At 60.8% G+C, this 23,807-nt stretch carries 18 protein-coding genes; 13 read left to right on the forward strand and 5 right to left on the reverse strand.

Annotation, left to right across the window (positions count from 1 at the left end):
* Positions 1-34 precede the first annotated feature (34 nt).
* Positions 35-1,033 (reverse strand): LacI family DNA-binding transcriptional regulator, encoded by a 999-nt coding sequence (locus YH62_RS22365; RefSeq protein ID WP_046796507.1) that lies wholly within the window; start codon positions 1,031-1,033, stop codon positions 35-37.
* A gap of 234 nt (positions 1,034-1,267) precedes the next feature.
* On the opposite strand from YH62_RS22365, the gene YH62_RS22370 reads away from it, so the two are divergent.
* From YH62_RS22370 to YH62_RS22410, 9 genes are all read left to right on the forward strand, one after another.
* The gene (locus YH62_RS22370) at positions 1,268-3,196 is read left to right on the forward strand and encodes an ABC transporter substrate-binding protein (protein WP_046796508.1); all 1,929 of its coding nucleotides are present in this window, start codon (positions 1,268-1,270) and stop codon (positions 3,194-3,196) included.
* A gap of 107 nt (positions 3,197-3,303) precedes the next feature.
* The gene (locus tag YH62_RS22375; protein ID WP_046796635.1) at positions 3,304-5,412 is read left to right on the forward strand and encodes an alpha-amylase family protein; all 2,109 of its coding nucleotides are present in this window, start codon (positions 3,304-3,306) and stop codon (positions 5,410-5,412) included.
* A gap of 27 nt (positions 5,413-5,439) precedes the next feature.
* Positions 5,440-6,426: an ABC transporter permease gene (locus YH62_RS22380; protein WP_046796509.1), complete on the forward strand. Its 987-nt coding sequence runs from the start codon at positions 5,440-5,442 to the stop codon at positions 6,424-6,426.
* A gap of 19 nt (positions 6,427-6,445) precedes the next feature.
* Positions 6,446-7,621, forward strand: a complete 1,176-nt coding sequence (locus tag YH62_RS22385) for an ABC transporter permease (RefSeq protein WP_046796510.1) — start codon at positions 6,446-6,448, stop codon at positions 7,619-7,621.
* A gap of 8 nt (positions 7,622-7,629) precedes the next feature.
* Positions 7,630-9,345, forward strand: coding sequence for an ABC transporter ATP-binding protein (locus tag YH62_RS22390; RefSeq protein ID WP_046796511.1), 1,716 nt, complete (start codon positions 7,630-7,632; stop codon positions 9,343-9,345).
* Between the two features lie 155 nt (positions 9,346-9,500).
* Positions 9,501-10,364, forward strand: a complete 864-nt coding sequence (locus YH62_RS22395; protein ID WP_052760481.1) for an AraC family transcriptional regulator — start codon at positions 9,501-9,503, stop codon at positions 10,362-10,364.
* Between the two features lie 130 nt (positions 10,365-10,494).
* Positions 10,495-11,532: an aldo/keto reductase gene (locus YH62_RS22400; protein WP_046796512.1), complete on the forward strand. Its 1,038-nt coding sequence runs from the start codon at positions 10,495-10,497 to the stop codon at positions 11,530-11,532.
* A gap of 3 nt (positions 11,533-11,535) precedes the next feature.
* Entirely contained in the window at positions 11,536-12,249 is a 714-nt protein-coding gene (locus tag YH62_RS22405) for a formylglycine-generating enzyme family protein (protein ID WP_052760482.1), read from the forward strand.
* Positions 12,230-13,111, forward strand: a complete 882-nt coding sequence (locus YH62_RS22410) for an AraC family transcriptional regulator (RefSeq protein WP_170986326.1) — start codon at positions 12,230-12,232, stop codon at positions 13,109-13,111. Before YH62_RS22405 ends, YH62_RS22410 begins: the two co-directional genes overlap by 20 nt.
* A 142-nt stretch (positions 13,112-13,253) precedes the next feature.
* Here YH62_RS22410 and YH62_RS22415 read toward each other — a convergent pair whose 3' ends face one another.
* Positions 13,254-14,165: an AraC family transcriptional regulator gene (locus YH62_RS22415; protein WP_046796514.1), complete on the reverse strand. Its 912-nt coding sequence runs from the start codon at positions 14,163-14,165 to the stop codon at positions 13,254-13,256.
* A gap of 169 nt (positions 14,166-14,334) precedes the next feature.
* Here YH62_RS22415 and YH62_RS22420 point away from each other — a divergent pair, with 169 nt between their 5' ends.
* From YH62_RS22420 to YH62_RS22435, 4 genes are read left to right on the forward strand one after another with little or no spacing between them, the layout of a single operon-like run.
* Positions 14,335-14,988, forward strand: coding sequence for a (2Fe-2S)-binding protein (locus YH62_RS22420; RefSeq protein WP_046796515.1), 654 nt, complete (start codon positions 14,335-14,337; stop codon positions 14,986-14,988).
* Positions 14,988-16,004 (forward strand): xanthine dehydrogenase family protein subunit M, encoded by a 1,017-nt coding sequence (locus YH62_RS22425; protein WP_046796516.1) that lies wholly within the window; start codon positions 14,988-14,990, stop codon positions 16,002-16,004. The genes YH62_RS22420 and YH62_RS22425 overlap by 1 nt, the downstream gene beginning before the upstream one ends.
* The gene (locus YH62_RS22430; protein WP_046796517.1) at positions 16,001-18,163 is read left to right on the forward strand and encodes a xanthine dehydrogenase family protein molybdopterin-binding subunit; all 2,163 of its coding nucleotides are present in this window, start codon (positions 16,001-16,003) and stop codon (positions 18,161-18,163) included. Before YH62_RS22425 ends, YH62_RS22430 begins: the two co-directional genes overlap by 4 nt.
* A gap of 60 nt (positions 18,164-18,223) precedes the next feature.
* Positions 18,224-18,697 (forward strand): DUF6152 family protein, encoded by a 474-nt coding sequence (locus YH62_RS22435; RefSeq protein ID WP_046796518.1) that lies wholly within the window; start codon positions 18,224-18,226, stop codon positions 18,695-18,697.
* Between the two features lie 22 nt (positions 18,698-18,719).
* On the opposite strand, the gene YH62_RS22440 is transcribed toward YH62_RS22435, so the two are convergent.
* Genes YH62_RS22440 through YH62_RS22450 form a run of 3 tightly spaced genes read right to left on the reverse strand, consistent with a single transcriptional unit; the run spans position 18,720 to position 23,519 of the window.
* A complete protein-coding gene (locus YH62_RS22440) occupies positions 18,720-20,276 on the reverse strand; it encodes a SpoVR family protein (protein ID WP_046796519.1) in 1,557 nt (518 codons plus the stop codon).
* Positions 20,273-21,553 carry a YeaH/YhbH family protein gene (locus tag YH62_RS22445; RefSeq protein ID WP_046796520.1) on the reverse strand — a complete coding sequence of 427 codons (1,281 nt, stop codon included), beginning with the start codon at positions 21,551-21,553 and terminating at the stop codon, positions 20,273-20,275. Before YH62_RS22445 ends, YH62_RS22440 begins: the two co-directional genes overlap by 4 nt.
* 22 nt (positions 21,554-21,575) lie before the next feature.
* The gene (locus tag YH62_RS22450; protein ID WP_046796521.1) at positions 21,576-23,519 is read right to left on the reverse strand and encodes a PrkA family serine protein kinase; all 1,944 of its coding nucleotides are present in this window, start codon (positions 23,517-23,519) and stop codon (positions 21,576-21,578) included.
* Positions 23,520-23,807 lie beyond the last annotated feature (288 nt).

Here is a 23,807-nt window from a genome sequence, read left to right on the forward strand (position 1 = left end):
TCGCGCATCCATGAGAATGCGCTAACCGCGACTGTCAAAGCAGTTTCGGCTTGGAGGGGGCGGGGCCGGAGGAGCGCCGTTCGACGAATGTCGAGGCGAGCAGAACCCGGCGGGCCGGCAGAAGGGACTCGCTTTCGGCGTTTATGCGTTCGATGAGCAGTCGCAGGGCGACCTCTCCCATTTCCACGCCGTGCACCTTCACGGTCGTTAGATTGGGCGCAATCTGGGTTGCCGCCGAAAAATCGCCGAAGCCGACTACCGACATATCCTCCGGAATCCGGTAGCCGAGAGCGAGCAATGCCGAGACGGCGGTGAGCGCCAACCCATCATGGGCGCAGAAAAGCGCCGTCGGCGTCGCACCTTTGGCTTGAAGATCTCGAAGCGCAGGGACGAACCCGTCATTTTCGTCGAACCACATCTGGTTGAGCTCGATGCCGCCATGCGCCTCGACGCGCTCCCGAAGGCCGTAATATCGCTCCAGCCGACCGCGGTAGCCCGGCATTCCATGGATGAATGCGATGCTTCGGTGGCCGAGGCCGATGAGATAATCCCCAACCGCGGCACCGGCCTCGTGATCGGTACCCCCGACATGGTCGGCGGCCTCCAGGGGATCGACCCAGCCCATGCGCACCGCCGGTACGCCGGACGCTCTTACGATATCCAGTGTGGCCTTCTCATGCGGGCCGACAAGTATGAGCCCGGCGCTGGTTTCGGCCATTTCGGCGACGCGCTCCACATCATGGGTCCATTGCAGCCGAATTTGTCTTCCGGTGCGGTGGGCTTCGCGCTGGACACCATCCTGTATCATGTGCCGCAGCTCGCTGTTTATGATGTCGACATCATGGAAGACGATGCCGATCTCGCTTTGCGGATCAGCCGAGCGGCTTCGCCTGTATCCCAGTTCCAGGGCTGCTGCTTCGACCCTCCGCCTCGTTTCGGCGCTGACGCCATCCTTTCCCGAAAGCGATCGGGATACGGCGAATTTCGAAAGCCCGGTGTGCCGGGCAATGATTTCCAAGGTCACTTTTGTCATCAGGGTTTCTCGGCGGTGGTTTTTTGCGGGGCGGATTCTCGGGCGCTGAAATCCCAGCTTAGCCCTCTTTCCACAGAGGATGGCGAAGTTTGAACATAACGCTTTACCTAACAAAAATATATCTGCAAGCTAACTTTATCGGAAATAGGAAGCTAACGAAAGCGCCGTTTTCGAGTCCGGTACGCAAGCGTCTTATGAGGAGGATGGCCGCGTACCCTCGTCGAGGAGGAACCCATGCGCGAATTCACTCGTCGTAATTTTCTGGCTGCGGGAACCGCAGCCGCCTTGTTGCCCTGCTTCCCGTCTCATGGCTTTGCAGCCGAACCCGTGGAGCCGGATACGCTGAAATCGCTTGTTGAAGCGGGTAAGCTTCCGCCGGTCGTCGATCGTCTTCCGATCAATCCAATGGTGGTTACGCCGCTGGAAAGGGTCGGAAAGCATGGCGGAGACTGGAAAAGCGCCATCGTTGGCGGCGGCTCGCTTTCGATGCTGTTCCGGTACCAGGCCTATGAGCCGCTTTTACGCTATGCGCCCGATTGGTCCGGCGTGGTGCCGAACGTTGCAGAGCACTATGAAAGCAATGCGGAAGCGACGGAATTCACCTTCCGCCTGCGCAAGGGCATGAAATGGTCGGACGGCGCTCCGTTCACGACCGAAGACATCATGTTCTGGTACGAGGACGTATTCTCCTACGAGGGATTGAACGACGTCGGGCAGAACCATTTGACGGCCGGGGGCAAGCGTGCCCGTTTCGAAGCGGTGGACGATGTAACCTTCAAGGTCCTGTTCGAAAAGCCCAACGGTTTGTTTCCACTGCGTCTGGCCTGGGCAAACGACGATCAGACGACCCGCGCTCCGAAACATTATCTGAAGCAGTTCCACGCGAAATATAATCCCAATGCCGAGGAAGAGGCCAAGGCCAAGGGCGCTTCGGGCTGGATCCAGCTTTTCCAGCGCGAGGCAGGCCTTGTCGTCGACAACGAGTTCTTCCAGAATTCGAGGCGGCCGGTGATCCATGCGTGGAAGATGACGGTTGCGCCCGGCGAAACCACGGACCGCGCGATTGCCGAGCGCAATCCGTATTATTGGAAGGTCGATCCGCAAGGCAATCAACTGCCGTATCTCGACCGGATCGTCTATCAGATGGTCTCCGATCCGCAGGTGCTTCTGTTGAAGGCCATGCAGGGTGAAATCGACCTGATGGACCAATATATCGCCACTCCTGCCAACCGGGCCGTTCTTTACGATGCGCAGCAGCAGGGTGGCTTTGGTTTCTATACGCTGAACTCCACAGAAACCAACGAGATGGTGTTCCAGCTCAACCTCAACCATCCGGACGAGGCAAAGCGGAAGCTTTTCAACAACAGGGATTTTCGCGCAGCACTTTCCATGTCGCTCGACAGGCAGGCGATCATCGACACCGTGTTCATCGGGCAGGGAACCGTGTCTCAGCCGGCGATCCGGCCGGAGGATCCGCTCTACAATGAGCGGCTTGCAACGCAACATACCCAATACGATCCCGACGCCGCCAACGCGCTTCTGGATGCAATACTGCCGAACAAGGACGGTGAGGGCTTCAGGCTCGACGAGAACGGCCGAAGGGTGACGGTGATTTTCGAGATCGACCAGGCGCGCGCGACCTTCCTTGATATTTTCCAGCTGGCTCTGCCGATGTTCCAGGCGGTCGGGGTGGATGTCCAGATGCGGACGATGGATCGCTCGCTTTGGGAGGTGCGGGTGCGCCAAGGCATCGAATACGATGCGACGGCCCACCGGTTCGGTGGAAATGGCGGAATTGCCGCCATCCTCGACCCGCGTTACTTCCTGCCGAATACCACCGAGGCGCTCTATGCCAAGGGTTGGCAACTCTGGTATCGCGACCCGTCCTCCAAAGGTGCGGTCGAGCCGCCGCAGCCGGTTCGCGAGGCGCTGGCGCTCTACGATCAGGTTCTCGGCTCGCCCGATCCCGAAGAGCAGAAGCGGCTGATGGCGCAGATTCTCGAGAGTGCGGCGGACCAATTCTACGTATTCGGCATCTGCCTTCCAAGCGACAGCTACGGTGTGGTCAAGAACGACATGGTGAATGTCGCGAAAACCATGCCGAATTCCTGGGGCTATCCGACGCCGGCACCAGCCAATCCCGAGACCTTCTTCAAGGCCTGACCTCCCGCGCCGCCCGCTCGCCTCCGTGGGCGGGCGGCGAAACCCCTAACCTCAGGCGGCGTCGGAAACGGCGGCGACGGCACCTTTTTGCCATGGAAACCCGCATCATGCTGAACAGGACGAATTCCTCCCCGACCGAAAGCCGTTCCAGGGAATGGTACAGATCCGCAACCCGCTGGACCCAGCTTACATTCGCGGAGGACGATCCGGCGCGCTACGATCCGGAGTTCTGGATCGACCTTTTCCGAAGGACGAAATCCAACGCGGTTTGCCTGTCGGCCGGCGGCTATATCGCCTATTATCCGAGCGATATTCCGCTGCACTACGTTTCGAAGTTCATCGGAGATAGCGATCCCTTCGGCGAGATCGTCGAGGGCGCACGCAGGTTAGGCATGCATGTCATGGCACGCGTGGATCCGCATGCCATACATGAGGAGGCCGCATGGGCGCATCCGGAATGGGTCGCGATCGACAAGGACGGAAATCCGCGGGAGCACTGGGCGTTTCCCGGTATCTATGTGACCGATGCGCTGGGAAGCTATAACCGCGATTTCACCACGGACGTCATCCGCGAGATCGTCGAGCGCTATGACATCGATGCGGTTTTTGCCAATCGCTGGCAGGGACATGGCATTTCCTACAGTGAAGAGAACCGAAAGCGCTTCCGCGACGAAACCGGCTTCGAGCTGCCGCTTGCCGCCGATGCAACGGATCCGGCATGGCAGGCATGGGCTGCGTGGCGCCGGCGCATTCTCACGGACCTCGTCATCCACTGGGACGAAACGGTCAAGGCGATCCGGCCGCATGCGTCTTTCATTCCGAACATGAGCGGCTCCTCGCTGATGGAATTCGATCTCTCGCTGATCCAGAAGCACTGCCCGATCCTTTTCGTCGACCACCAGGCGCGCCGGGGCGTGGAAGTGGGCTGGTCGGCAGGCCGGAACGGCAAGAGGATTCGCGGCACGTTTCGCGATCGTCCTGTCGGCCTGATCACCTCCATCGGCCCGGAGGAGGAATATCGCTGGAAGGATTCCGTGCAGAGTGGAGAGGAAATCAAGCTTTGGATCCATGACGGGATCGCCCAGGGGCTCTTTCCGTGGTTCACGAAGTTCAACGCCTGCGTTCCCGATCAGCGATGGGTCAAGCCGGTCGTGGAGGCCTTCAATCTGCATGCGGATATAGAGCCTTGGCTGGAGAACATGCAGCCAACCGCCGAGATCGCCGTTATCGATCCCTCGACCACACTGCGCCACTGGGCTCCCGAGGAGCGGCATCTCGCCGAAAGGAACGATCTCGGTTTCTATCATGCGCTGGTAGAAGCCCGCATACCGTTCGAGTTCCTTTCCGATCAGGTGATGACCCGGGAGGAACTGGATCGGTTCAAGCTGATCATCCTGGCCAACGCCACGTATCTGTCCGATGCGCAGTGCGAGGCGATCGATGCCTACGTCAGGCGCGGCGGCTCGGTGGTCGCGGCCAACGAGACGTCGCTCTACGATGCCGCCGGAAGACGACGTGCCGATTTCGGCTTGGCGGAAACCTTCGCCGCGTCGATGACCGCACCGGCGCGCGGCCCGGTGAAGAACACCTATATCGCCCTTTCAAGTACTCATCCTCTGAATGACGGCTACGAAGGCGCCTCGCGCATCATCGGGGGCACGCGGCTGATCGCGGTGGAACCGAAGGAAGGGGTGAGCACGCCGTTCCTCTATGTGCCGGATTTCCCGGACCTGCCGATGGAGGAGGTCTATCCACGCGAGGAGCCGAAAGGCGCTGCAATGGTCGCCCGCGACACCGGCTACGGCGGCAGGACCGTCTACATCCCGTGGAATATCGGCGAAATATTCTGGGAGGTCCTGGCCCCCGACCATGGCAGGCTGATCGCCAATGCCGTGAACTGGGCACTCGGGAAGGATCATCGCGTCACGGTCGAGGGAAAAGGCGTTCTCGACATCGCGGTTCACGAGAGCCGGGAGGCGCTTGCGGTCTGCCTTGTCAACCTGACCAACCCGATGATGATGAAAGGGCCGCTGCGGGAAATCTTCCCCATCGGTCAGCAGCGTGTTTCGGTGGCGTTGCCGCAAGGCTGTAAAGGCGCCTCCGCGCGGCTGCTCGTCAGCGACCAGGAGTGCATCTGCAGCGCAGTTCACGGCCGGGTCGAAATCGAAATACCTTCAATCGAGGCCATGGAGGTGGTCCATCTCACCTGGAAATGAGATGCATGCGAGGAGGGAGGAGAAATCATGCTCGCCTACATCATCCGGCGCGTACTCTACATGGTTCCGACACTGTTCGGCATGTCGTTGATCGCCTTCATGATCATCCAGCTTCCGCCCGGCGACTACCTGACATCGCTCCTGTCGACGATGGCGGATGGCGGGCAGAATCTCGATGAGGCGACGATCGCGCGCCTGCGCAGTCAGTACGGCCTCGACCAACCGGTCTATGTCCAATATCTCGTGTGGATCACGGGAATTCTGACGCGCGGCGATTTCGGCTATTCGTTCGAATGGAACCAGCCCGTATCGACCCTCATCTGGGAGCGCATGGGTTCGACCCTTCTGATTTCGCTGGCGAGCCTTTTTCTCGTCTGGGCGATATCCCTGCCGATCGGCATCTATTCGGCGGTGCGCCGCCATTCCTTCGGCGACCATGCCTTTACTTTCCTCGGCTTCATCGGCCTTGCGGTGCCGAACTTCATCCTTGCCCTGACGCTGATGTATGTCGGGTATCGTTTTTTCGGTCAGAGCGTCGGCGGCATATTCTCGCCTCAGTATGCCGACGCGCCGTGGAGCATGGCCAAATTCCTGGACATGCTGTCCCATATGTGGATTCCGTTGATCGTCATCGCCATGTCCGGCACGGCGGCGATGATCCGTGTGCTCCGCGCCAATCTTTCCGACGAGCTGAGCCGGCCCTATGTGGTGACCGCTCGCGCCAAGGGGCTTCCCGAGTACAAGGTGATCCTGAAATACCCGGTTCGCATCGCGCTCAATCCGTTCGTCAGCTCGATCGGGTGGGTCCTGCCTGATCTCGTTTCCGGGGTCACCATTACCGCGATCGTCCTCAATCTGCCGACCGCCGGTCCACTGCTGCTTCGAGCCCTGGTCGGCCAGGACATGTATCTCGCCGGCAGCTTTATCCTGCTGATGGGCGTCCTGACGCTGGTCGGAATGCTCATCTCGGACATCCTGCTTGCGGTGCTCGATCCGCGCATCCGGTTCAACTGATATCGAGAGGATCTGACCCATGTTGGCTGACAGCAGACCTCTCCCGTCCATTGATGCCGGTCCGGCGATAAGTCCCCTGAAACCGGGAGGTTCGATTACGTCGGAGGCCGCCGCCGGGCAATGGACCCTCATCCGGCACCGCTTTTTCCGCAACAAGGTCGCGGCATTCGCGGGATGCGTTATCCTGCTTCTCTACCTTGTCGGCGCATTCGCCGAATTCCTGGCGCCTGGGCTGCCGAATGCCTCCCGGCCGCAATATACTTTCGCACCGCCGCAGCGCATCTCCTTCTTCGCTCCGACGGCGGGCGGGGGGCACGAATTTCTTCCGCATGTGAAGGGTTACCGCATCGAGATCGAGCCGCAGGCCTTGCGTCGGACCTTCGTCATCGATGAGAACAAGGTGATACCCATCGGTTTTTTCGTCGACGGGCCGGCCTACAGGCTTTGGGGAATGATCCCCATGAAGACGCATCTTCTGGGTCCCCTCGACAGCCGTGAACCCATGTATCTGCTGGGATCGGACCGGCTCGGCCGCGATCTGCTCAGCCGGCTGATCTATGGGACGCGAATATCCATGTCGATCGGCCTTGTGGGCGTCGCGATCTCGCTCACGCTCGGCGTCGTCTTCGGAGCGATATCCGGCTTCTATGGCGGATGGGTCGATACCGTTATTCAGCGGATCATCGAGATCGTCAGCGCCATGCCGACGATCCCCCTTTGGCTTGGTCTGGCGGCTGCTATCCCGCTGACCTGGTCGCCCTTGTCGGTTTACTTCGTGGTGACGCTGATCGTCTCGCTGCTCGGCTGGACAGGTCTCGCCAGAGAGGTGAGAGGACGTTTCTTCGCCCTTCGCGGCGAGGATTTCGTCACCGCGGCGCGTCTCGACGGTTCCCGGGAGCGCCGGATCATCTTCCGTCATATTCTGCCGTCGCTGACCAGCCACATATTGGCGGTGGTGACCTTGGCGGTGCCGACGATGATCGTCGCGGAAACCTCGCTTTCCTTCCTGGGCGTCGGTCTGAAGCCGCCTGTGGTGAGCTGGGGCGTTCTCTTGCAGGATGCGCAGAATGTCCGCTCCGTCGCCACCGCTCCGTGGCTTCTGATCTGGCCAAGCCTGGCGGTCGTGACCGCCGTGCTTTCCTTCAATTTCTTCGGCGACGGGCTGCGTGATGCGGCCGATCCTTACGAGAGCTGAGAGGCGACATGACCATGCGGGACACCATGCTTTCTGTTCGCAACCTCTCTCTCGACTTCCACCTCAGGACGCACATTCTGCATGCCGTGCGCGATGTCAGCTTCGATCTGCGGCGGGGGAAGACGCTCTGCCTGGTCGGCGAAAGCGGATCGGGCAAATCCGTGACCGCCCGGGCATTGATGCGGATCATCGATAAACCGGGCCGACTTGTCGGCGGGCAGATCCTTCTCGATGGCCCGGACGGGGTGGTGGACATCGCTGCCCTTCCCGAACGCGGCCGCGAGATACTTGCCTTGCGTGGCGGGCGGATAGGTCTCGTATTTCAGGAGCCGATGAGTTCGTTGTCCCCGGTCCATACGGTTGGCTCGCAGATCATGGAGGCCATACGGCAGCATCGGAAACTCTCAAAAAAGGATGCTCGCGTCCGCGCGGCCGATTTGCTGCGGCAGGTGGAGATTCCCGATCCCGAACGCATGCTTGACCGTTACACGTTCGAGTTTTCCGGCGGTATGCGGCAGCGCGCCATGATCGCCATGGCGCTCGCCTGCGACCCCGATATCCTGATTGCCGACGAGCCGACCACGGCGCTCGACGTTACCACGCAGGCGGAAATCCTCGACCTCATCAGGAGGTTGCAACAGGAGCGCGGCATGGCGATGCTCCTGATCACCCATGACATGGGCGTCGTCGCGGAGACGGCCGACGACGTGGCGGTGATGCGCTATGGCCGGATCGTGGAAAACGGTCCGGTGGACCGGATATTTCACGCTCCGACGCATCCCTATACGAGACAGTTGCTCGATGCCACGATGAAGCTGGAAAGAGGCGCGGCCGGATCTCCGGCGACCGCGTTGTTCGAGGCGAAGGCGGTCGAACCCGTGATTTCGGTACGCGGCCTGACCAAGTCCTACGGTTCGGTCGGCAAAATCTTTGGTTTCGGCTCCGGAAATGGTGGCGCACTGAAGGCGGTCGATAACGTTGATTTCGACCTTTACCCAGGCGAAAGCCTCGGTATCGTCGGTGAGAGCGGTTCCGGCAAGACGACGCTCGGTCGTCTCGTTCTTCGCATCACGGAGCCGACATCGGGACGCATCACCTACAGAACGGCCGAAGGGCGCGAGATAGATGTAACGGATCTCAATAAGGCGGAGCTGCGGGCCTATCATCGCGATGTCAGGCTGATATTCCAGGACCCTTTCGCTTCGCTCAATCCCCGTATGACGGTAAGGCAGATCATCGCGGATCCGCTTCTCGTTTCCGGCAAGATGACGGATCAGCAGGCCGGTGAGAAAGTAGCCGAACTGCTGAAGATGGTCGGCCTCGATCCATTGGCCATGGAACGATATCCGCATGCGTTTTCTGGCGGGCAGCGCCAGCGCATAGGAATTGCCCGCGCGCTGGCGCTCGAGCCGCGCGTCATCATAGCGGATGAAGCGACCTCGGCGCTCGATGTCTCCATTCGCAGCCAGATTCTCGATCTGTTGCTGAGCATTAGGCAGCGGCTCGGCTTGAGTTTCTTATTCATCTCGCATGATATTTCCGTCGTCCGCTATTTCTGCGACCGCGTGGTGGTCATGCATAAAGGGCATATCGTCGAAACAGGCGATGCGGAGACCATCTGCACCGATCCATCCGCGCCATACACGCGCCGGCTGATCTCCTCGGTTCCCAACCCGGACCCTCGCAACAAGCGCATGCTCCACCGCATGCGTGCGTCCTCGTGAAATTGGAAAAGTGCATGCCGAAATCCGGCGCGATCCTCTTCATGCTTTGCACCAAATAATCGGGTATCTTTTATCGAGCGCCTTGCTTGCGTTGCGCGTGATGGCGGCGGATATCTGATGACATCCAGTCGGTGAAAGTCATAGCGGAGAGTTCCATGAATGTTGCTGCGCATGCCAGTTATCTCCAGAATCTCAGCTCCCGCGCCGGCGAACACAGAACTTTTTCGTGGTCTGACGGGCGCTTCGACGTGGCACGCCGCGGCTATACGGAATTCGTGGAAGGCGCCATCCGTTCCTCCAGTCACCTCATCATGGCTACACTTGAAGGCGGCGCGGCCCGCCACCGCTATGTGACCGATTGCGGATACAGTTATGACGGGATCGATGCCGCAGGCTGTGCCTCTCTTCTGCCGGCCCATACGGAGCGCCGTCTCAGGTTGGAGGCAGTCTCCTGGCGGTGGGCGAGCATCGCGATCTCACCCGACCGGTTCCGGGAACTGACCGACGGTGCGACTATCCGCGCCTTCAGCACTCGGGAAGATCCCTTCCTGGTTTCGCTCCTTGGTCAGCTCGCCTGGTACCAGGAGCAGGATGGCAAACTGGACATCACATATGTCGACGCGATGTCCCTGGCGCTCGTCCAGCACCTGAGGCTCCGCTACGGAAATGAAAATGCTCCGATCGTATCCCTACCGGGAAAGCTTCCTTCCTGGGGGATCCGCCGGATTAGGGAATATGTCGAAGCCCAGCTTCCGGGCGAAATCCGCGTCGCGGTGCTGGCAAATATACTGGGTCTTTCTGAAGGTCATTTCCATCGCGCATTCCGCGCGACGATCGGACGAACGCCGCTGCAATTCATAAACGAGCTGCGGGTACAAAAGGCGATTCAGATAATGGGCGAGCGCCCGACGAGCGTCACTGAACTGGCTCTGTCGGTCGGCTTTTCAAGCCCGACACATTTTGCGCGCGTGTTCCACAAAGTGGTCGGATGTTTCCCATCCGAATACCGTCCTCACTAAGATGTGTGATGGAAAGCAAGCGGTGCCTTCCGAATATGTCAGTTCCGTGCGGTTGAGATCAGGATCGTGAGCGACGGTTGCCCGCGAAGATCTTAATTCTGCGGCCTTTGCAACAGGCACGGAGACTGACATGACGGGAATTCAAAGGCGAACAATCTTGCAGGCGGCAGGTGCAGCCATAGGCGCTCTCGCCACCGGATCGCTGAGCGGCGGGCGCGCATTTGCCCAGGCGACTGGCGATCGGCCCATTATCAGGCGGGCCATCCCGAAGACCGGAGAGCAGGTTCCGGTTATCGGCCTCGGCACTTTCGAGACCTTCGACATACTGCCGGGCGAGCCGCGCGGGCATATCCGCGAGATCATCCGCCGCTTTCATGAGGCCGGTGGGCGGGTGATCGACACCTCGCCACTTTACGGCATGTCGGAGGTGAGTGTCGGAGACTTCGCCACCGAACTCGGCATTGCCGACGACCTGTTCATCACCAACAAGACCTGGACGACTGGCGAATGGCTTTCCGACGACAGCCATTCGGAAGCCCAGTTCCGCCGCTCGATGGAACGGCTTTGGCGCAGTAGGATGGACGTCCAGCAGGTGCACAGCCTGGAGAACTACGATCAGGTGCTGCATCTCCTCCGGCGCTGGAAGGACGAGGGCCGGGTACGCTATGTCGGCGTCACGCAGTGGAGCCCCGAATACTACGCCACCATGGAGCGACTGATCCGCACCGGCAACCTCGACTTTGTACAGGTAAATTACACGATCTTCTCGCGCCAGGCAGAGGAGCGCATTCTGCCGGCCTGCGCGGACAATGGCGTTGCCGTGCAAGTCAACATTCCATTCGAGAAGGCGCGCCTCTTCACCAGCGTGCAGGGCAGGCCGCTACCTGAATTCGCGACCGAGTTCGGAGCAGAGACCTGGGCGCAATTCTTTCTGAAATTCATCATTTCCCATCCGGCGGTGACCAATGTGGTTCCGGCGACCAGCAGCCCCGATCATCTGAGCGACAATATGGGTGCGCTTTATGGCGATCTGCCGGATGAGGCCATGCGCGTGCGGATGGTGCAGCACATGGAAGGGATCGAAGGCTTCGCGGAGACATTGAAGCAGCCGCCGTATCCAGGCAAGAACTATGGTGGCGTGGTGACTTGGCCGTTCAGGAGAGCTTGAGCCATGTCTCTTCGGTGCGCAATCCATCTTCTTCTGGGAACCGGGCTTGTCATGGGACTTGTTTCCACCGTCCGCGCGGAAGTGGGCGGGCGTGTAACTGTCGGAGATTTCGAGATCGACGCGACGGAAGTCACCATCGGCCAGTTCCGGGAATTCGCCGACGCCACCGGTCTCGAAACTGCCGCCGAGGAGTCCGGCGGAGGTTTCGAATGGGGTTCGGGATGGGAGCGACGTGCCGGCTGGACGGTCTATCGTCCTTTCGGGAGCGATGCGGCTTCCCTCGACGAACCGGCCGTTCATGTCAGCTGGCATGAGGCATCCGCCTATTGCCGTTGGCGTAACGGCCGGCTGCCGACAGCAAAGGAATGGCGTCTTGCCGCCTACCACGAAATGCGAGAGGCACCGGTCGGCTTCGAAACCGGCCGTGTTTATCGCTATTCCTCCGGCGAGACACCCGACGGCATGAACACGCGGGACGCAGACCCATGGTCTCGCCACGCACCGGTCGGATCGACGCCTCCCGGCGTTAACGGCCTCTACGACATGGGAGGAAATGTCTGGGAATGGATCGCCGATCGGCGCGGCGCAGACGCGCTGACCGCCGGCGGCTCCTGGTGGTATGGCGGCGATCAGACGACGTCGGAGGCCATGCAATGGAAACCGGCGGACTTCTACGCGGTCTATGTGGGGTTTCGTTGTGCGTACCAGCCGTCCTGATATCGGGCCGAAAACCCACCGAACGCAGCCATCGGTCGACGCCGCATCGAAGTTCGGCCTGAAGCGGCTCGACTGCGACCCGCCAGTCGATATCTGCTGGGGAACAAATGACCAAAAATCGGCCCTTCGGCACCTTCACGAAGATTACCGCTTCGGAATCTCCGCGTCGGGATATTGGATCAGTCGGTATCGCGGGGTAGACCACGTCATGGCGCCGGGTCGCCTGCAATTTGCAGAGCCTGGGGAAACGAGCCTCTGCGCGTTCGATGGGCAGGCCGAAGCAAGCTACCGCGTCATCGTCGTGAGCCCGGCTTCACTTGCGACCATTGATGAGGAGATTGAGGGGCGGCGCTCCCACCCTCCGCATTTCCGGGATCATCTTGTTCCAGATGCGCCGGGATGGCGATCATTCGCCCATGTTCACGCTGAACTGACAAAGCCGATGAGCAGGCTGGAGTCTTCTTCGATCCTTCGCGGCTTGATTGCTGATCTACTTATCAGGAACGTCAAGCAGTCTCCGAGGCCGGTTAAGCGTCATGACAGGGGACTGCAACTTGCTCGCTGTTTTCTGAACGACCAGATTGCGGCCAATCCTTCGCTCGCGGAACTGGCAGCCCTTGCTGGCTTAAGTCCATTCCATTTCTGCAGGCTCTTTCGCCAGGCGTTCGGATTGCCACCGCATGCCTACCAGAACCATTTGCGCATCGAGCGTGCCAAGCAGCTCTTGAGAAGCGGATACCCGGCTGCCGCGATCGCGAATGATTTGGGGTTCAGCGATCAGAGCCACTTTATTCGCCATTTCCGGCGCCAGGTTGGCATGACACCGCAAAACTACGTGCAGGGTTGGCTAGATTCTGGGTGAAAGCAGATCCTGGCTTCTGGAGCGTTGCAGCTTCGAAAATCAGAGCAACCGCGGTTGGAAAAGTCTGAGATGTCCAGGAGCCGTTTAGCCAGCGCCCATGGCGGCGATGCTGTGAACAGTGTCTCCATCTCCACAGCCGTTGCTAAGGCGCCCACTCTTCAACGCCGGTCGGCATGGAGCGAATGCGTAGCACGTCGCGCTTCGGCGGCACTTTAAACAGCCGGCCGTACTCGCGGGTGAACTGCGACACACTTTCGTAGCCGACGTCAAAAGCAGCACTGCTCGCCGAAAGGCCTTCGTCCAGCATCAGGCGGCGCGCCTCGATCAAGCGCAGGCGTTTTTGATATTGCCCCGGAGACAGCGAAAGCATCCGCTTGAAATGCGTGTGAAATGCGGTCAGGCCCATTCCTGCTGCCGCGGCGAGGCGTTCGGTGGATATTCGGGAGCGATATTCGGCCCGAAGAATGGCGACGGCGGCGGCCAGACGGTTAGCGTGGCTCGCGGGGTCGCAGAGCGTTGCCAATTCGGGACCATGTTTCCCCGACAGAAGCCAGAAATGCAGTTCGCGCATGATGCCGGGGTGAAGAAGCGGAATGGCGGTTGGCTGATCGCACAGTCGCATCAAGCGAAAGACGCAGTCCAGCGCCGCGGCTTCGGTGTCTTCGGTAAACAGGGTTGGCATGATCGAGCGGCGTTTTAGGCGCGCCGGCCCCAGATGGGCCGCGGCCTCCGAAAGCATCGCCATTTCAATCTCAATCGCGATGGCCATATAGGGTTCGCTTGGGCTGGCGCGCTCTATGCGCGTGACGATCGGCATGTCGGCGCTGACGATCGCCGATTGCCCCGCGGAGAATATCCGTTCCTCGCGCCCGACAACCATGCGCTTGGTGCCCTGCAGCACGATGATGACCAGGGGCCGGGTGATCGCATGCAGATCGCCGTGAGGCGCTTCCACGCATTTCAGCCGGAGGCCGGGCACCGGGGTCGGCGCAAGGCCTTCATGATTTCCATGCTGGCTGACATAGGCGCGGACGGCGTCTTTGAGTACATCCATGCGACGTCTCCGGAACGTGAGGTCCCAATCTAGCAGGATCGTCCGGCGACGTCACCGCTCCCGAAGAATCAGGCAAGTTTTTCGCAGCTGTTGGCAAGCGTGCTGCCGGCCTGCGCAGTATGTTTCGATTGACCAGAACCTGCCTGGATCGCAGCAAAAGGAGCGTCGGATGTCAAAAGACGAATGGGTCGAGGAAAGCGATAAAGGCCAATGCAGCGGATTTGGCCTTACCCGCCGAGACACGTTGAAGAGCGGCGCCGCCATCGTGGCAGTGTCGCTTTCAACACAAGGACCGAATTCAGCCGAGGCAGCAGCCGACCGCGCAGCACCTCTTCCGGTCACGCCGCAATACCCTTTGCTGGTGCGAACGACCGTCAACGGCGAGATGGTCGAAGTCGAGATCGATACCCGGACTTCCGTGCTCGATCTCTTACGCGAGCGTCTGGGACTGACCGGCGCGAAGAAGGGCTGCGATCACGGCCAGTGCGGAGCTTGCACCGTTCATGTCGACGGCAGGCGCGTCGCCTCTTGCCTGACCCTGGCGGCCAAGGTGGAAGGCGGGGAGGTCGTCACGATCGAGGGGCTTTCCGACGGCGATAATCTTCACCCGATGCAGCAGGCGTTCATCGATCATGACGCGCTCCAGTGCGGTTATTGCACGCCTGGCCAGATCATGGCGGCAGTCGCCTGCGTCGTCGAGGGCAATGCTACATCCAGGGAACGCATCCGCGAGTATATGAGCGGCAATATCTGTCGGTGCGGCGCCTATGCCGGCATCGTGGCCGCGATCGAGGATGCCGCTTCCAAGATGGGGAGGGGCTGATGCGACCGTTCAGCTACATCCGGCCGACGACGGCCGAGGAAGCCGTGAACGCCTTTGCCGATGCGGAGGCAGGAGCCCGCTTCATCGCCGGCGGCACGACGCTTTACGATCTGATGAAACTCAACATCGAACGGCCGACACACTTGATCGACGTGACCGCGATCGGAGGGCTGGCCACGATCGATACGAGCGGTGACCGGCTTCGCTTCGGCGCGCTTGCCCCGATGAGCGCGGTCGCCGCCGATCCGGTCGTGGCTGGTGATTACCCGGTTCTGGCCGAGGCGCTGTGGAAAGCCGCCTCGCAACAGCTCCGCAACATGGCGACGGTGGGTGGGAACCTGCTCCAGCGCACCCGCTGCATGTATTTCCGCAACGGCGTGGACGGCGTCTATCCCTGCAACAAGCGCGAGCCAGGCAGCGGATGCGCCGCGATTGGTGGGCTCGACCGCGGGCAGGCCGTGCTGGGGGCGAGCGGGTCGTGCAATGCAGTCTCACCCGGAGATTGGCCTGTCGCACTTACAGCGATGGATGCCAGCGTCGAGATCGTCGGCCCAGCCGGTCAACGCCGCGTGCCCATCGCCGAGCTCTATCGACTGCCAGGCGATACGCCGCACATCGAATTCTCGCTGGCACCCGGCGAACTGATCACGGTGATCGAAGTGCCCAGAGAAACGCTTGAGGCGGGGACGGCCCGCGGTTCGACCTATCACAAGATCCGCGACCGCGAATCCTATGCCTTCGCACTTGCTTCGGCCGCCGTGGTGCTCGAAATCGAAGACGATCAGGTGATCCGCGCCAGGATCGCGCTCGGCGGGGTGGCGACGCGCCCGTGGCGCGCTACCGAGGCCGAAGCCGTGCTTGCCGGACAGCGCCTGACGCCCGAGAGAGCCATCGAGGCCGGGCGAGCCGCGTTCCGGACGGCCCAGCCAGGTCGCCACAACAGATTCAAGCTCGAACTCGGCGCGCGCACGGTCGCCGATGCCCTTCTGATTGCCGCCGAGAGGAGCCGCTCATGAACACTGCATCGTTTCCCGACCGCGCCCGAGTCGATGCGCGAGACAAGGTTCTCGGCGCAACCGTCTATCCCGGCGACGTGCCGGTGGCGAGAATACTTCACGCGATGACGGTGCCGTCTCGCATCGCCAAGGGCACCTTGACGGCACTCGACACATCGGCGGCGATGCGCGTGCCGGGAGTGGTACGCGTGCTGACGCCGGATGATTTTCCTTCCCCGGCGCCGGTGAGCGAGGATGGCCCTCCGCCACCGCCGCCCACGCTCGAATGGCGCATCGCCTATCGCGGTCAGCCCATTGCACTGGTCGTAGCCGAAACGCTCGAGGCAGCGATCGAGGGCGCCGAAGCGGTTCGACCGAGCTACGCGCCGGAGCCCTTCGCTGCGCTGATCGACAGCGAGGATAGCGAGCGTGATCCGGGCGAAGACGTCGTTTTCGGCAATGCCGAGGTGGCGCTTTCGAGTGCGGCGACAACGGTGGAAGCGACCTATGTCTCGCCGACGCAGCATCACAATCCCATCGAGCTGCTGGTGACGACCGCGGTATGGGAAGACGGCCGCTTGACGATCTACGAATGCACCCAAAGCAGCGCGGGAACGAGAGGCGCGACCGCGCGGGCGCTGCGGCTCGATCCGGCGATCGTCGACGTGAAGAGCGCTTATATCGGCGGCGGCTTCGGGCAGAAAGGCGGGATCGGCCAGCGCCAGACGGCTCTGGTGGCGCAGGCGGCGATGCTGCTCGGCCGACCGGTGAAGATCGTCATGCCGCGTGGCCAGATATTCCATCTGGCCACCTATCGGCCGCACAGCCGGCATCATGTTCGCCTGGGTGCGGACGCCAACGGCAAGATGACCGCCGCCGTTTATGACGCCGAGCAGGAGCAGTCGCGCCACGGCTTCTTCCCCTGCGCCGAATATCACGAATCCACCTGCCGGCTGTACGGCATCGAAAACTATCGCGGCACGGCAGCCGACATCCGCATCGATCGACAGCCGCCGGGCTGGATGCGCGCGCCTCATCCTCAGGCGGCTTGCTTCGCTTTCGAGAGCGCGGTCGACGAACTCGCCCATAAGCTCGGTCGCGATCCGGTCACGCTGCGGCTGGCCAATGACAGCCGCATCGATCACCGGACCGGCAATCCGTATTCGTCGCGCTTCGTCAACGAGTGCCTCGAAGAGGGGGCGCGGCGTTTCGGCTGGTCGCGACGCACGCCGGAACCGGGCTCGATGACGGCTTCGGATGGGACGCAGATCGGCTGGGGTGTGGCCTGCGGGGCCTATCCGTCTATGATGGTGCCTGCGATCGCGACGCTGCGCATCGGGGCGGATGGGAGCACGCGATACGCGGTTTCGGGCCATGAAATGGGCCAGGGCATCCGCACGGCAATTGCCGCGGTCTTGTTGGAAGGTCTCGAGATCGATCCTGATCGGTTGGAGATCGTCATTGGCGACACCACTGCCGCTCCCCAACATATAACCGCGGGCTCCTGGGGGACCGCCGGCGCAATTCCCGCCACGGCCAAGGCAGTAGCGCGGATGCGGGAAGCGATGAGAGAGCTGCTCGCCGGACGCGAGATCGCGGGCAATCTGCACCGCCAGCTTTCGACCGTGCGGCGGCCTTTCCTGCAGATCGAAGTGTCTGAAGTCGGTCCGGGCCAGGGGCCTGAGGCGCTGCAGGCCTTGCGTCGCGGCGCCTATGCCGTCGCCGGACCGGAATACCCGAACTTCACAACGATGAGCTACATCGCCCATTTCGTTGAAGTCCATATTGAGCCGCGTACCCGCCGGGTGCGCGTGCCGCGCGTCGTCAGCATCGCCGATTGCGGGCGGGTCATCAGCCCCCGCACGGCGGCGAGCCAGGTACGAGGCGGCGTTGTCTGGGCACTGAGTGCGGCGCTGCGGGAGGCCACCGAGATCGATCCTCGTTACGGCGGCTATCTGAATAACGATCTTGCCGACTATGTCGTGGCGGTGAACGCCGATATCCGCGAGATCGATGTCGGCTTCATCGACCGGCCCGATCCTCTCGCCAATTCCACCGGCCTCAAGGGCCTCGGCGAAGTCGCGATGGTAGGAGCGTCACCAGCGATCGCAAATGCCATCTTTCACGCCACCGGCAAACGGCTGCGGGAATTGCCGATCCGCATCGAGCACCTCCTCTAACAGTCTGCTCACCATGGAAAGGAAGCATGGTGAGAAGGTACGGAAGGCAAGGAGACCACCATGTTGAAGGCATTGAGGCATCGCATACTGTTCAGCTTGATCATCGCAGCGGGGCTGACCGGCACCGCGGTGTTGGCGCATCACGGCGTGAGCGGGCAATATGATAGCTCCAGCCCCATCGTGCTCGCGGGCATGGTCACGCGCGCCACCTTCGCGCCACCGCATCCGGTTCTCTCCGTTCGCGTGGAGGGCCGTGAAGTTCCCGCACTCGACCCGAACCGGCCGGATGAGTTCACCGGACCGTTCATCGCTAGAGAGGAGGATATCGGCGAGGTTCGCGAGGTCGAGTTCTCTCCGGTGGGCGAATTCTATGCTCTTAGGGATCGGATCAGGGTAGGCGACCGGGTAACGGTGCTGGCGCTGCGCAATTGCCGGCCGCCGCATGAACTGCGCAGCTCCTGGATACAGCTATCGAGCGGCCAGGTCATCTCGTATAGCGGTGGTCTGCATCGACGGGTGGATGGATGCAGCTAGAAGGTTTGCCGCGGGAACAAGGCTAAGACGTCGCGGAAGCTCTATAGAGATTTTCACGCGGATGAGCCGTATGTTCTCTGATGACCTTCTCGGCGCTGTCGATTTCCTGAAGCAGGACCTCATAGCTCCATAGATCCGCGAGATGCTGCAGCACGAGCTTGATCTCGCTTTCGTCGAGAGGACAGTCGTTCAGCATGAGATGATGCAGCACGAGCCGTCGGTTGCCGGCAAGATCCACATCGACGATCTCGATCCTGGCGTCGCCCCAGCCTATGTCGTATTGCTGCGCAAGCTCGCGGCGGAGGCGTTTGTACCCACGCTCGTCATGGATCGCCGAAACCAGCAGGCCCTCGTGGATTTCGGGCGCGTCATGAAGCTGGAAGAGTCGCCATTTCCGGATGAGGTGCGGGCTTAGAAACTGGCGGATGAAGCTCTCGTCGCGATAATCGGCCCAGATCGCGCGCAGAACCTCCATCGGTTCGCCCTGGCCGGCGATATCGGGAAACCATTCGCGGTCCTCGTCGGTTGGGTCTGTCACGATCCTTTCTATGTCCTGCATCATCGCAAAGCCGAGCGCATAGGGGTTGATGCCGGAAAACCGCGGGTCGTCGTAGGTGGGCTGAAAGACGACGTTCGTGTGCGACTTCAAAAATTCCAGATGATTGCCGTCGCTGAGCTTCTTCCGCTCGTGAAGCCTCTGCATGATCCTGTAGTGGGTGTAGGTTGCCGCCCCCTCGTTCATCACTTTGGTCTGGCGCTGGGGGTGGAAGTACTGCGCGATATGGCGGACGATGCGTAGGATTTCCCGCTGCCACGGCTGCAGGCGTGGCGCCGATTTTTCGAGGAAGTAGAGGATGTTGTCCTGGGGCAGGCCCAGCGCTGCGCGGCGCTTCTCGAAATCCACGTCGGCGGCGCTGCGCTTGCGCGTACCCGGCACGGTGCGCCAGAGATCGTTGAATATCTGCTCCTCGTGGGCGCGCCGTTCCTGCTGCCGCCGCTCTTCGTCGCGCAGGTCGATCCTGGTCTTTCCGGCATAACGGTGGACCCCATGCGACATCAATGCATGGGCCGCGTCGAGCGTCGCTTCGACGGCCGCTTCGCCATAGCGGGCCTCGCAGCGGGCGATGTAGGATTTCGCGAACTCGAGATAATCCAGGATGCCCTCGGCATCGGTCCACAGCTTGAAGAGATAGTTGTTCTTGAAGAAGTGGTTATGACCGAAGGCGGCGTGGGCGATCACCAGGGTCTGCATGGTCGCCGTGTTCTCCTCCATCAGATAGGAGATGCAGGGAGAACTGTTAATGACGATCTCATAGGCCAGATCCCGCTTGCCGCCCCGATAGAGCGCCTCGTGATGGACGAAATGCTTGCCGAAGGACCAGTGGCGGTAGAAGAGCGGCATGCCTGTCGAGGAATAGGCATCCAGCATCTGCTCGGTGGTGATCACCTCGATCTGGTTCGGATAGACGTCGAGCCCGAGCTCGCCGAGCGCGATCTCCTCGCAGGCGTCATGGATGCGCTGGAGGGTCCCGAAATCCCAGTCGGCGCCTTGAAAGAGCTCAGCCGACGCTTTCGTCATGGTACCACCTCGGAATGTACCTGACCCTTTCGGAAGAGATCGTGAAAGACGGGAAATATCTCGTTCTTACGGCAGACCTTGCGCATCGAAAGGGGGCGCTTACCCGCATGGATATCTTGGTAAAGCTGCCAGAGCGTGGAGGAGGACGAAGAGGAATCGTCGTCCTCGTCGCCCACCTCGATATACGCGAAATACTGGCAGAGCGGCAGGATTTCATGCTCCAGCAACTGCCCTGCCACGCTGCCGTCGGAGTAGGAATTGTCGCCGTCCGAAGCCTGCGCGGCGTAGATGTTCCATTCGGTCGGATCGTAACGTTCCCCGATGATGGCGCGCATGGCTGCAAGCGCGCTGGAAACCATCGTGCCGCCGCTTGCGGGACTGTAGAAGAAGGTCTGTTCATCGACCTCTTCGGCCTTCTCGGTATGCCGGATGAAGACGATTTCCACTTTCTCGTACCGGCGGGTGAGGAAAAGATAGAGCAGGAGATAGAAGCGCTTGGCCAGGTCCTTCATGTGCTCGGTCATGGAACCGGACACATCCATCAGGCAGAACATCACGGCCTTGACGACCGGTTTTGGAGTATTTTCGAAACGGCGATACCGCACGTCGAGCGGATCGATATAGGGAACGCGCCGGCTCTTTTCGGTGAGCAGCTTCAATTCGGCCTTGAGCGCCAGGCGGTCCTCCTCGCTGTCGCATTCCTCTATGGCCCTTTCGAGGGCTTCGATATCCTCCTTCTTGGGCCGGTGAAGAGCGATGCGCCGCATCATGGCAAGCCGTGTGGTGCGGCCGACCGCGAGGCTAGAGGGCGGCCCCGAAACGGAATAGCCCGCCCGCACCGGAACGACCTCCGTCGTCTCGCTCAGCCGCCGCTTGGCAAGATCGGGCAATTCCAGCTCGTCGAGAAACATGTCGAGGAATTCCTCGCGTGTGAGAACGAAACGGAAGCTATCCTCGCTGTCGTCGTCCTCTCCCGCAAGCCTCGACCTGCCCGCCGCCGAGCCGACGGGCCGCGGAATGATGTCGCCTTCGACAAAAGTACGGTTGCCCGGCAGGATATAATCTCTCAGGCCTCCGGCGGCGCGGCGAAAGCCCGGCTCCCCCAAGCCGCCGATCGGAAGATGGATTTCGCCGCCATCGAGTACATCGCGGATTCCGCGGTTTTGCAAAGATTGCTTGATCGCTTGCTGTACGGCGTCCTTTGCTCGCCGCAGAAATCGTTGCCGGTTTTCCAGACTTTTACCGCGCGGGTTCAGCCGCCGGTCGATGATGTGCATGTCGGTACCTGGTCCGTGAGCATTAACCTGCCTGTTTTACGCGCATGTACCATTCCACAAGCCGCCGAACCTGTCGTTCGGTATAGCCGCGGCTGGTCATACGAGATACAAACTCGCTGTGCTTCTTTTCGGTTTCACCATCTTTTTTCGTACCGAAGGAAATTACCGGCAAAAGGTCCTCGACTTGCGAGAACATCCGCTTCTCGATCACCTCGCGAATTTTCTCATAGCTTGTCCAGGGCGGGTTCCTTCCACCATTGTTCGCCCGTGACCTCAGGCAGAACTTGACGATCTCGTTGCGGAAATCCTTCGGATTGGCGATGCCTGCCGGCTTTTCGATCTTCGTCAGTTCCTGATTGAGCAGCTCGCGATCGAGAAGCTGTCCGGTATCCGGGTCCTTGAAGTCGACATCCTCTATCCAGGCGTCGGCATAGTCCACATACCGGTCGAAGAGGTTCTGCCCGTAATCCGAATAGGATTCCAGATACGCCTTCTGGATCTCGTTGCCGATGAACTCGGCGTAGCGGGGCGCCAGATCCGCCTTGATGAACTCGATATAGCGTTTCTCGGTTTCCTCGGAGAACTGTTCCCTGCGTATGGCCTGTTCCAGGACATACATCAGATGGACCGGATCTGCGCCGAGATCGGTCGTGTCGTGGTTGAAGGTCGAGGCAAGCACCTTGAAGGCGAAGCGGGTCGAAATGCCGTCCATCCCTTCATCGACGCCCGCAGCATCGCGATATTCCTGCACACTGCGGGCCCTCGGGTCGGTTTCCTTCAGGCTCTCGCCGTCATAGGCCCGCATTTTGGAAAACGCCGTCGAATTCTCGTGCTTGCGCAGGCGCGAGAGGACGGAAAAACGCGCCAGCATTTCCAGCGTCGCCGGAGCGCAAGGGGCAGCCGCCAGTTCCGAGCTCTCGATAAGCTTTTCGTAGATCTTCTGTTCCTCGGTCACGCGCAGGCAATAGGGCACCTTGATGACGCAGATGCGGTCGATGAAGGCCTCGTTGTTCTTGTTCGCCTTGAAGCCCTGCCATTCCGCTTCGTTCGAATGCGCCAGGATGACGCCCGAGAAGGGGAGGGCGCCGATATTCTCGGTGCCCATGTAATTTCCCTCCTGCGTCGCGGTCAGCAACGGATGCAGCATCTTGATTGGCGCCTTGAACATCTCGACGAATTCGAGGATGCCCTGGTTCGCCCGGTTAAGGCCGCCCGAATAGCTATAGGCATCGGGGTCATTCTGCGAATAGTGCTCGAGCTTGCGGATATCGACTTTGCCGACCAGAGACGAGACGTCCTGGTTGTTTTCGTCGCCCGGCTCGGTTTTGGCGACCGCGATCTGCCGCAGCCTCGAGGGCTGGATCCGCACCACGCGGAACCGCGATATGTCGCCCCCGAACTCATCGAGCCGCTTCAGGCACCACGGGCTCATGATGCCGCTGAGGCGCCGCGTCGGAATGCCGTATTCTTCGAGCAGCAGCGGGCCCATGGCGGCCGGATCGAAGAGATTGAGCGGGCTTTCGAAGACCGGACTCATCTCTTCGCCCGCCTTCAGGACGTAGATGGGATTGGCCTCCATCAGCTGTTTCAGCCGCTCGGCAAGGGAGGATTTGCCGCCGCCGACGGGACCGAGCAGATAAAGGATCTGCTTGCGTTCCTCCAGACCCTGAGCCGCGTGCCGGAAGAAGGAGACGATCCGCTCGATCGTATCTTCCATGCCGTAGAATCCGGGGAAGGACGGATAGGTGCGGATGGTTCTGTTCGCGAAAATCCGGCCGAGGCGTGCGTCCTTCGCCGTGTCCACGATTTCAGGTTCTCCGATGGCCGCGAGCAGGCGCTCGGCGGCATTGGCATAGGCCATCGGATCTTTCTTGCATATAGACAGGTATTCTTCGATCGACATGTCGGCTTCGCGCCGCGCTTCGTAGTTGCGCGTGAATGCGTCCAACAAGGATTCACCTAGCATCGGCCCCTCCAGTCAGGATTGCGCCACAGCCCAATGCCGCAACCATAAGAGGTGATGCGGCAATTTCCGAGAATCATTATTATGAAGATAGTACAGAACCGGGCCGGTGTAATGGCAATGCACAAAAAAGTGCATCGATGGAAAAAAATTCAGTGCAGCTCAGATACCCCTGATGGTCTCTGACCGCATTCAGAGGGAATTCTTGGCCTCAAGACGTGACGTGCCGCGAGCTTGCAGAACCGGGCAGAACCGGATTGTGAAGCTCCCCTCAATTGACTAAAGCACTGA

Source organism: Rhizobium sp. LC145, assembly GCF_001005825.1.
Classification (GTDB): Bacteria; Pseudomonadota; Alphaproteobacteria; order Rhizobiales; family Rhizobiaceae; genus Neorhizobium.